The sequence below is a fragment of the Acinetobacter sp. YH18001 genome, from assembly GCF_013416975.1.
Classification (GTDB): Bacteria; Pseudomonadota; Gammaproteobacteria; order Pseudomonadales; family Moraxellaceae; genus Acinetobacter; species Acinetobacter pseudolwoffii.
Map to the genome: position 1 here is coordinate 1 of NZ_VPEU01000059.1, position 10,128 is coordinate 10,128.

Below are 10,128 nucleotides of genomic sequence, written 5' to 3' on the forward strand. Positions count from 1 at the left end.
TTTAATAAATTGATCGGAAAAGTAGATTTATAGGAATGCAGTGAAAGCATGATTTTATTCAGCTTTTGAAAGATTCCAAAAAGTTTTTTAACTAATAAAAATGATAAATTAGATTTATGTGACAGCAATCCGATGAACACAAAGATCACCACCCTGAAAAAACAGCACCATCTGCAGTAACAATTAAGCAAACAGTTACCAGCACCACTGCTACAGATAAAATGGCTGCAATGGATCAACACATGAAGGCGATGCAAGCCATGCATGAGAAGATGATGGCTGCAAAAACCCCACAAGAACGTCAGAAACTTATGGCTGAGCACATGAAACTCATGCAAGGAGGTATGAGTATGATGAAACAGATGGGCAGCCAAAGCATGAATGCAAATATGGCTGACCGTCAGCAGATGATGGAAAAACGTATGGACATGATGCAATCCATGATGCAGATGATGATGGACTGTATGCCTCCGTCAGCAACTAAATAGTTACCCATGAATTAGGGGAAAGCACCATGAATCACCAACACCAAGAAAATAATTCAGTACCTAACTTCTGGTCTACACGTTATGCCATTGGTCTAATCGTGCTGGGTGGTATCGCAGCTTATTTTCTATTAACGGAACATTTAGCCCACGTTATCGGTGCTTTGCCTTATTTATTCCTTTTAGCGTGTCCACTGATGCATATTTTTATGCATGGTGGTCATGGGCATAACCACTCGCAGCAAAAAAAATCCGATATATCTGATAACAAAAAATAGCTCTTATCAGGAGATCCATCATGAATCATGCGGAATCGGCTTATGGTTTATGGACGCTGGTTATCATTAACTCAGCAGTTTTTATCATGTTCGCTTTCAGTTTTTTTAGACCTTCCACTGCGCGCGATTGGCGTACATTTGGGGCCTTTTCGGCTTTTATCATTGCTCTATTTGTCGAAATGTATGGTTTTCCTTTAACCATTTACCTGTTATCTGGTTGGCTTCAAACTCGCTTCCCTCAACTTGACTTACTTTCTCATAATGCAGGTCACTTGTGGTCAACGCTATTAGGTGAAAAAGGTGATCCACATTTTGGCATTTTGCATATCGCCAGTTACGTTTTCTTGGGCTATGGATTTTACCTGTTATCAACGTCATGGCACGTGCTGTACAACGCGCAACGTCAGCATTCTTTAGCGATCACAGGCCCTTATGCACGCATACGTCACCCCCAATACGTGGCTTTTATCTTGATCTTGCTGGGGTTTTTATTGCAATGGCCAACTTTACTGACACTGATTATGTTTCCAATCTTACTCTTAATGTACAGCCGCTTGGCAATTAAGGAAGAGGCTGAAATGAGTAAACAGTTTGGCGCTGTCTATGACAGCTATGCTCAACAGACTCCGAGATTTATTCCAAAATTCGGCCATAAAACCACTTTTCCATAAGAGAATTATTTATGTCAGATCAAAAAAATCATAACCAGGACCATATGGCACAGGCTACAACAGACGTACTGAAAGACCCAGTCTGTGGTATGACCGTCACTGAAGAATCGAAATACCATGAGGAATTTAAGGGGAAAACTTACTTTTTTTGCAGTGATAAATGTCAATCAAAGTTTCATAGCAGCCCGGTGCAATATATCGCTAAACCCGCAACGACGACTGCCGATGCACATACACAGCATCATCAGACTACTCAATCCGTTAATGATGCAAGCACAACAGGCACGACCATCTATACTTGCCCAATGCATCCAGAAATTAGACAGGATCATCCTGGAAACTGTCCTAAATGCGGAATGACACTGGAACCACTCATTCCCGAGTTAGAGGAAGATGAGAATCCTGAGTTACGTGATTTCCGTCGACGCTTCTGGTGGACACTGCCACTCACCATAGTCGTGACTTTTTTGGCAATGTTTGGCCATCAACTGAACCTGTTCGACATGGCAGTTCAGAGCTGGATTGAATTAGTGTTGTCACTCCCGATTGTACTGTGGGCAGGTTGGCCATTTTTTTCCCGTGGTTGGCAATCGGTTGTGAATCGCAGTCCGAATATGTGGACCCTGATCGGTCTAGGTACAGGGGCTGCTTTTATTTATAGTGTGGTCGCAACCATTGCCCCCCAAATCTTCCCCGACTCATTTATTTCCATGGGTCGTGTCGCTGTTTACTTTGAAGCTTCAGCGGTCATCATTTCATTGACCCTACTGGGACAAATATTGGAGTTAAAAGCACGTTCGCAAACTTCTGCTGCAATTAAGTCACTCCTTGGGCTTGCTCCAAAAACAGCTCGCCGAATCCAGCCCGATGGAACTGAGAAAGATGTTCCTCTAACGCATGTACATGTAGGAGATTTACTCAGAATTCGCCCAGGTGAAAAAGTTCCTGTGGATGGTGTAGTCACTGAAGGAAGCAGTTCAGTAGATGAATCAATGCTGACAGGCGAACCTTTACCAATCACTAAACGCGTCGGCGACAAAGTCATTGGAGCTACCCTGAATACCAATGGTTCATTGATCATGCGTTCAGAGAAAATTGGTTCAAGCACCATGTTGTCCCAGATCGTACAGATGGTGGCGCAAGCTCAACGCTCGAGAGCACCCATGCAACGTATGGCTGATCAGGTAGCAGGTTGGTTCGTAATGGCTGTAGTGGCTATTGCCTTACTTACCTTCTTTGGATGGGGACTGTTCGGCCCAGAAGAGTCGAGCTGGGTTTATGCATTAATCAATGCTGTGGCAGTACTGATTATTGCCTGTCCTTGCGCACTGGGCTTGGCAACCCCAATGTCTATCATGGTTGCGACGGGTCAAGGTGCCACCCATGGTGTGCTATTCCGTGATGCGGCGGCCATTGAGAATCTGCGCAAGATTGACACACTGATAATCGATAAAACAGGTACGTTGACTGAAGGACGCCCTGCATTCGACCGTGTAGTAGCTGCAGCAGGGTTCGAGGAATCTGAAGTATTACGTCTGGCCGCTAGCCTGGATCAAGGCAGTGAACATCCGCTAGCTGATGCGATTGTAAATGCAGCACACGAACGTGGCCTGTCTCTTGAAACACCAGACAATTTTGAATCAGGCTCTGGGATCGGTGTTCGAGGTCAAGTGGGCGATCGTCAGTTAGCTTTGGGCAACACGGCACTGATGGAACAATTGGGTATCTCCGTACAATCTCTGATTCCGCAAGCCGAAGAGCTGCGTTCGGAAGGGGCAAGTGTCATGCATCTAGCCATCAATGGTGAATTGGCCGGCCTGCTTGCAGTATCTGATCCCATCAAAAAAAGTACTCCTGAAGCTCTTACCACCCTGAAGGAAGCTGGACTACGTATCGTAATGGCAACGGGAGATGGTCTCACCACTGCCCGTTCAGTCGGAGCACGTCTGGGAATCGATGAGATACATGGTGAAGTCAAACCCGCAGATAAACTCGAACTTGTCAGCAAATTGCAGAAGCAAGGTCGCATCGTGGCAATGGCCGGCGATGGAATCAATGATGCACCTGCACTAGCCAAGGCTGATGTCGGTATCGCTATGGGTACCGGGACTGATGTCGCAATGAATAGTGCTCAAGTTACCCTGGTCAAGGGAGATTTACGCGGTATCTCGGTTGCCCGTTCACTCTCGGAAGCTACTGTCAGCAACATGAAACAGAACCTCATGTTTGCTTTCCTTTACAATGCCTTGGGTATCCCAATAGCAGCTGGCGTACTCTACCCATTTACAGGTTGGTTGTTGTCACCCATGATTGCGGCCTTGGCCATGAGTTTTAGCTCCGCTTCAGTGATCACGAATGCCCTTCGCCTGCGACATAAAAAGCTATGATAGAGAGTCCTTTTCTTCCACCAGATGTATCAGGCCTGATTGCAGCACTTGCCATCGGCCTGCTCATTGGTTTAGAACGAGGATGGAATGATCGTGAACTGCCAGAAGGCAGCCGAGTAGCAGGCCTACGTACCTTCACATTGACAGGATTACTCGGAGGAGTGCTGGGTCATCTACAGCCAAACTTTGGGCCTTGGCCACTAGTCGCAGCCGTATTAGGGCTTTCCCTTTTACTTACGGTATCCTACGCGCGTACCGCAAAAATTTCCGGTAATTTAAGCGCTACCACGACGATCGCGATGCTGTTGACATTAGTTCTAGGTGCATATGCATCCCATGGTAATGTTACTTTAGCATTAACAGCGGCTGTCATCGTGGCTGTATTTTTGGATCTCAAGCCAACCTTACATGGTTGGTTACGCTTGATCGAACATCGTGAATTAACCGCATCTCTACAGTTACTGGTACTTTCTGTCGTTATATTACCTTACTTACCCAATACGGGTATGGGACCTTTTGCTGCATTAAATCCTTACCAGTTATGGTGGGCAGTGATCCTGATTGCCGGACTCTCTCTGGCAGGTCATTTTGCCATGCGGCTCACCGGTTCAGAAAGAGGCATACTCTGGACAGGTCTATTGGGTGGTTTGGCATCTTCTACAGCTGCAACTGTCGCACTGGCACGCTATACACGCCAGCACCCCGTCATGGTCAGTGCTGCTATTTCTGGAACATTGGCTGCCTGTGGCATCATGTTTTTTCGTATGGCTGTACTGATAGGCGTCATTGAACCCGCACTTCTAAGCACTTTTGGTGGTGCAATGATGATTGCGGGAATCCTTTTGCTGGGTATGGCACTGTGGAGACAACGCCAAATTACCAGCGCTGAAAACAACGATCGAACAATAGAAGCAATGGCTCCTTTTGATCTTGGGACAGCATTCAGCTTCGCTGCTTTCCTTTCTGTCATGGCAGTCTTGGTTCCGGCAGCAAAACAATGGTTGGGCACCAGCGGCATCTTCGTATTATCGACTATTTCTGGGCTAGCAGACGTAGATGCTATTTTAGTCTCACTTGCCCGCCTGCATAGTACTGAAGGCTTAACAACAAATGTGGCTGCTGTCGCGCTAGGGCTGGCCACACTGAGCAACATGTTAAGCAAAGCGACAATTGCATGGATGACAGGGGGGGCACAGTTTGGCCGAGCTATCATATTTGGCTACACAATTGCCATGATAGGTGCTGGCGTAGCTCTGGCTCTCAGTTTGAGCTTTATGTAAGGTCAACTCGGGTAAATGGAAGATGTTCAAAAAATGAGTTAAAATGATTCCCCTTGCATGGATTCACTTTGAAAAACAATGGTAAAAATGATTCGACCATTGAGGGATTCAGCCTGGATGGTCGCCCCAAGCATATCAAGAATAGATTTTGTTATGGCAAGCCCTAAGCCGGTTCCTTCTTCTGTTCTTTGTCTAGACGCATCTGTTCGATAAAAACGATCAAATAATCTGGATAGTTGTTCAGGAGAGAGTTCAGGGCCTTCATTTTCAATTGAAAATATTGTGTTATCTAAATTCTGTTGAAGTTTTATCTGTATTGTAGAATTCTTGTTTCCATATTTAACTGCATTAGACAATAGGTTGCTGAGTGCGCGACGTAACATAGCAGGATCACCTTTTACATTGCCAGATCCTGTTTGTTGAAGTGTCATATTTTTTTCGGCAGCTAGAGCGTCATAGAAATCAAATAAAGCGGTAACTTCTTTAATGAGGTCAATATTCTGTAAGTTCTGTAAATTTAAGTCATGTTCTGCTTTTGCCAAGAAAAGCATATCGGACACCATTCGAGCCAAACGTTCAAATTCTTCTAAATTAGAAAATAGTATTTCTTGATAAGTACCAATATCTCGGTTACGGGCGAGACATACTTGAGTTTGGGTCATTAAATTATTAATCGGTGTTCTAATTTCATGTGCTAAATCAGATGAAAAATCGGAAAGTTTTTCTAAAGCTGACTCTAGTCTGTCCAGCATAGCATTGAAGGCGATTGCCAATGATTTTAGTTCGGTTGGTGTATGCTCAACTTCTAAACGTTCTGAAAGATGTTGAGCAGAAATTCCTTGTGCGACCTTAGCCATTTTTTGCACTGGTCTTAAACCTCTCCAGGTTGCAAACCAACCTAAAAACATTAAACAAATTGTACCAGCCAAACCAATATACAAAAGTTGACGCTTAAAATCTTTTAGAAAATGTAGATGTTCTGATGTATCGATCCCAACAATAATTCGTACAGATTGTATTTCAGAATTTCTATTTATACCTGTAGTGTAGATCATGCCACGATAGATCTTATTTTGAACTTGCCATTTAATCCATGAATTATTTGCTGACTTGATTAAATTTTGAGTATTAATGATTGAGGATGCTGAACTAAATAAAATTTGGCCTGTCGGTCGTTCTATTTGGACCATAAGATCATGGTGTCCAACTAACGCATCTCTTAAATAAAGATTAAGTTCTGGAGAATTTTTAGGATGCTGTTGGAGAAGATTCTGAATAAGCTGGATTTTACCTTCTAATTGGGTACGGTCTTGAGTTTCAAAATGATGCATTACTAATTTATTTATGAACAAACCCATAATAATTAGAATGAAAATAGTAGATAATGAGAAAATGATACCGATCCGGAAACTGATCGCTCTGAATAAATTATTATTCATCCTCTACCTCTAGTACATACCCCATTCCTCGAATATTCTGAATTAATTTGGGAGTAAAGTTACTGTCAACTTTACTTCTTAATCGTTTAATAGCGACTTCAACGACATTCGTATCACTATCAAAATTCATATCCCAAATTTGAGAAGCAATCAGCGCTCTTGGTAAAATTTCACCTCGTCTACGCATAAAAAGTTCCATAAGCGCGAATTCTTTTGCCGTCAGATCAATGCGTTGACCCGCTCGCGTTACCCGACGTTTTCTCAAATCAAGTTCTAAATCAGCAATCTTAATAATATTACTATCTTCTCTTTGTTGCCCTCGTCTAAGGAGCGTTTTTATTCGAGCTAGAAGCTCTGCAAAAGCAAAAGGCTTAACTAAATAATCATCAGCGCCTAGCTCTAATCCTTTTACTCGATCTTCGATTTGATCTCGGGCGGTAAGAAAAAGAATGGGCATTGTTTTACCGCTGCTACGAATATCATTGATAATATTCCAACCATTTAGTCCAGGTAACATCACGTCTAAAATAATTAAGTCATACTCTTCAGAAAGAGCTTGATGTTTACCCGTTAACCCATCTGTAACCCAGTCGGTAATATAGCCAGCTTCGGATAAACCTTGCTTGAGATAATCACCAGTTTTTTGTTCATGTTGAATTTAATTTTATCTTTGATGATTATAGCAGATAGCCCTCTCCCCCTTGCGAAGCAGTGCTTCTCATCCCAAAGGGAGATGGAGTAATAGTATTTGATTTTGTATTTGCATAAATTTAATAATAGAGTTCCCTCTCCTGAGCAAGTTTTAAAGTACTGCTTTAAAACGAAGCGCAAGTGATGAGCATCCTCAGAATATATTCTGAGTGCGCAAGGGAGAGGTAATTCTAATTAAGTTAAAGCATCCCATGCCTTAAAAACATCTCCAAGCCACTCACCTTTTTGATATACATCAACCGTTCTTTTTCCACTTTAATCTGCTGTTTGATGGCTGCAGTATCTTCATCAATCTGCTTATACAGGTCAGCAATTTGAACTTTCCCTTTCGCCTTTTTCACAGCAATTCTAGTTTTCGATGACCAGACCAATCTATGGATCAAGGCATCAATCTGTTCTTGTAATTTCTCGCTCTGTGCATCCAAAGCGAGTTGATAAAACTTGAGTTGCTCTGCACTTAAACCTTTTTGTGAAACATCCTGATCTTGTTCAATCTGCAGTTGCATTCTCAGTAACGTAAACAGATCCTGCTCTGCATAAGCCTCATTGGCACGTTGTAATAATTCAGTTTTCTTGATTTTTTTGACATCATTCACTTCACGGTCAGGATGAATGGCCGCCGCAATTTTTAAATACACGGTTTTCAATGACTGCTCTGCCAGCATTGCAGCCTGCGCTTGTTTTTCCTGCTGGCGTTTTAATCTGGCTTGCTCACGTACGTGTTGAAAATGTTTACTATTCCATTCTTCAAATCTATCTGTGTCGGCCTGATCTATGTCATTTTGATCTTCGGAAAACCCTTCTGATGCATTGGTCTTTTTCTGATTTTTTCTGAGTTGGATATGTTCATTGAGCTGCTGATAGTAACTATCAATTTCATTGACCTTATGCGCTTCCTGCACCGACATTGCCTGTGAATCTTTTAAATAAGCCGCCAGGGATTGAATTTTTTCATCCAGTACGACGATCTCGGCCTTGGAAAATTCTGCCTCATGCAGATGCTGCCACAATTGTTCAAGCTGCTCAAACAAAACACCATGCAATTCATGATAGACCGGTATGAAATTTTGCTGTGTATATTGTCGAATCTCTTCTTCAGCCTGCTGCCACTGTGCCAGCTCAAGCTTCTGCTGTTCAATTCTATCAATCAGGCGATCCAGCTTTTTCTGCTGTGTCGAAAGCGCTGTGAATGGCTGAATGATGGTTTTTAAATTGAAAGACATGATATTCAAAATAAGCAGGACAGATTATTAAGTTTAACGGTTTTATGAGACAGGTGTATGCCAGTTATCGACACAAATATACACCTTATGCAAATAAATTTTGTTTAATATCAAACAATATAACAATAACTTAATTTGTCACTGTGCTGAAAGGAGATTCAGATGGCAACTCAGGCAGATTTAATCTTTAATCAGGAACTCGCTGCATGGGTACAAGCGCTAGGATCTGTGTTTGCAATTTTTGTCGCCATTAGTGTGCCCTTATATTTAAATCATTTGGCACAAAATCGTGATAATGCCTTACAAGACATGCAAAAACAAAAATTCTTTGTCACGATGCTGCCGACACTTTATCGTATTCGCCGTTATAGTGCTGACTTCATTGAACAAATGCAGTTACATCAGCAAAGTACTCAAAATATCTTACATACGCTAGAAACCGAATATCTGGAATTGATTCCGGTCTTTTCTAAAGAACTGCATATATTTGTACATAGTCAAATTTATGACCCAAACCTGAATCAATTGGCATTTGAACTGTTTCATTCCGAGGAAATTCTGCAACAACATTTATTACAGCCTAAAAACCAGAAACAGCTCAAGCATCAAGCTTTACTGACCCAACATAGCCAGTATATTCATGATGCGAGCCATCAGTTAATTAAACAGATTGAAAAGAGCCATCACCTACAACCTTAAATTGCCTTTTCAGGCCATCAATGTGTAGGCAAATGGCGCAAACAAAATGATTATTCAACAATGACACGACCATTTAATGGCTGTACCGGACGATTATTCGGATGCCCCATTAATTTGGAAAATTCAGCAATCTGTTTGGCTGAAGCCTGTTGGATCTCTTTTAAAATGAGCCAGCGCACACCCTCTGAACAAGGTGGGGTGGTCAGCGAGCCACTAAAGCGATAATAATCCAGATTTTTAGGCAGCAACTGATTGACAGGCTGTGGTGTCTTTAACACGACTTTTTCACCCTGCTTTTTCGGCAAACGTTTCCACATCTGTTTTAGCATCTGGCTGTCCTGCCCCTGCTCAAACATCATGCCAACCACTGCCAGCTCACCATCAGCATTGGCATGGACAAAATGAATCTCTAAAGGATAACTTTTACCTTGAATCAGGTTCTCACTCGGACTATGCAAATGGAACTGTTTCAGTTCAAAACGCTCCCCATCCAGCTCCAGCTCACCACCTTCGGCAAAGTCCACCTGAATGGTATGACCTTTATTTTCAATGGCGTGAATCATGGTGTTATAACTAAATTTCAGCGGTTCCAGTTGTGCTTTTACCGTCCGCTCAATATTAATTGGTGACTGATTCGCACCATCACAGGCAGTATATTTCTGGCTTAAATTCGACCATTGTTCAGGCTGCATATAGCCCCAATTGGCATCTGCATAGCCTGCCGTACTCAAACCAAGCACTGTTAAAAATGTGAATATTTTTTTCACAATAATTTTCCCTCTTAGAACCGTAATCAATAATTTTTCATTTAGAAAACAAATTTTTAGGCTTATGACTGCCTCATTTTTCAGAGCACAAACTACAGATTTTTAATTAATTTTGGTGAATTACTTACAAATTTCCAAACACTTAAGCCTATGAAAAGATAGAGTATTTATAAATTATTATTTAAATT

General features: G+C 42.2%; 9 protein-coding genes and 1 pseudogene. 6 read left to right on the forward strand and 4 right to left on the reverse strand.

Features of this window, described 5'->3' with window-relative positions; all coding sequences use genetic code 11:
* Window positions 1-122: 122 nt before the first annotated feature.
* The 5 genes and pseudogenes from FTV48_RS13160 to FTV48_RS13180 form a co-directional block, all read left to right on the forward strand.
* Window positions 123-488 (forward strand): annotated as a pseudogene (locus FTV48_RS13160) (hypothetical protein); the annotation flags it as partial.
* Window positions 489-514: 26 nt separating this feature from the next.
* A complete protein-coding gene (locus FTV48_RS13165) occupies window positions 515-763 on the forward strand; it encodes a DUF2933 domain-containing protein (RefSeq protein WP_004695740.1) in 249 nt (82 codons plus the stop codon).
* A gap of 20 nt (window positions 764-783) precedes the next feature.
* Window positions 784-1,434 (forward strand): isoprenylcysteine carboxylmethyltransferase family protein, encoded by a 651-nt coding sequence (locus tag FTV48_RS13170; RefSeq protein ID WP_138001012.1) that lies wholly within the window; start codon window positions 784-786, stop codon window positions 1,432-1,434.
* Between the two features lie 11 nt (window positions 1,435-1,445).
* Complete coding sequence (locus FTV48_RS13175; protein WP_180000639.1) at window positions 1,446-3,821, forward strand: heavy metal translocating P-type ATPase; 2,376 nt, start codon at window positions 1,446-1,448, stop codon at window positions 3,819-3,821.
* Window positions 3,818-5,101 (forward strand): MgtC/SapB family protein, encoded by a 1,284-nt coding sequence (locus tag FTV48_RS13180; protein ID WP_180000641.1) that lies wholly within the window; start codon window positions 3,818-3,820, stop codon window positions 5,099-5,101. Before FTV48_RS13175 ends, FTV48_RS13180 begins: the two co-directional genes overlap by 4 nt.
* Before the next feature lie 38 nt (window positions 5,102-5,139).
* Here FTV48_RS13180 and FTV48_RS13185 read toward each other — a convergent pair whose 3' ends face one another.
* The 3 genes from FTV48_RS13185 to FTV48_RS13195 form a co-directional block, all read right to left on the reverse strand.
* Window positions 5,140-6,540 carry a heavy metal sensor histidine kinase gene (locus FTV48_RS13185; RefSeq protein WP_180000643.1) on the reverse strand — a complete coding sequence of 467 codons (1,401 nt, stop codon included), beginning with the start codon at window positions 6,538-6,540 and terminating at the stop codon, window positions 5,140-5,142.
* Entirely contained in the window at window positions 6,533-7,198 is a 666-nt protein-coding gene (locus tag FTV48_RS13190; protein ID WP_180000649.1) for a heavy metal response regulator transcription factor, read from the reverse strand. The genes FTV48_RS13185 and FTV48_RS13190 overlap by 8 nt, the downstream gene beginning before the upstream one ends.
* Window positions 7,199-7,430: 232 nt before the next feature.
* On the reverse strand, window positions 7,431-8,474 hold the full coding sequence (locus FTV48_RS13195) for a molecular chaperone DnaJ (RefSeq protein WP_180000645.1): 1,044 nt from the start codon (window positions 8,472-8,474) through the stop codon (window positions 7,431-7,433).
* Between the two features lie 162 nt (window positions 8,475-8,636).
* Here FTV48_RS13195 and FTV48_RS13200 point away from each other — a divergent pair, with 162 nt between their 5' ends.
* On the forward strand, window positions 8,637-9,173 hold the full coding sequence (locus FTV48_RS13200; RefSeq protein ID WP_100357276.1) for a hypothetical protein: 537 nt from the start codon (window positions 8,637-8,639) through the stop codon (window positions 9,171-9,173).
* Between the two features lie 50 nt (window positions 9,174-9,223).
* Here FTV48_RS13200 and FTV48_RS13205 read toward each other — a convergent pair whose 3' ends face one another.
* Window positions 9,224-9,940: a carbonic anhydrase family protein gene (locus FTV48_RS13205; RefSeq protein ID WP_180000647.1), complete on the reverse strand. Its 717-nt coding sequence runs from the start codon at window positions 9,938-9,940 to the stop codon at window positions 9,224-9,226.
* Window positions 9,941-10,128 lie beyond the last annotated feature (188 nt).

Excerpts from the sequence above, each read along its gene's own strand:
- FTV48_RS13170 (WP_138001012.1), top strand. The coding sequence starts at position 784 with ATGAATCATGCGGAATCGGCTTATGGTTTATGGACGCTGGTTATCATT.
- FTV48_RS13165 (WP_004695740.1), top strand. The coding sequence starts at position 515 with ATGAATCACCAACACCAAGAAAATAATTCAGTACCTAACTTCTGGTCT.
- FTV48_RS13195 (WP_180000645.1), bottom strand. The coding sequence starts at position 8,474 with ATGTCTTTCAATTTAAAAACCATCATTCAGCCATTCACAGCGCTTTCG.
- FTV48_RS13175 (WP_180000639.1), top strand. The coding sequence starts at position 1,446 with ATGTCAGATCAAAAAAATCATAACCAGGACCATATGGCACAGGCTACA.
- FTV48_RS13180 (WP_180000641.1), top strand. The coding sequence starts at position 3,818 with ATGATAGAGAGTCCTTTTCTTCCACCAGATGTATCAGGCCTGATTGCA.
- FTV48_RS13200 (WP_100357276.1), top strand. The coding sequence starts at position 8,637 with ATGGCAACTCAGGCAGATTTAATCTTTAATCAGGAACTCGCTGCATGG.
- FTV48_RS13185 (WP_180000643.1), bottom strand. The coding sequence starts at position 6,540 with ATGAATAATAATTTATTCAGAGCGATCAGTTTCCGGATCGGTATCATT.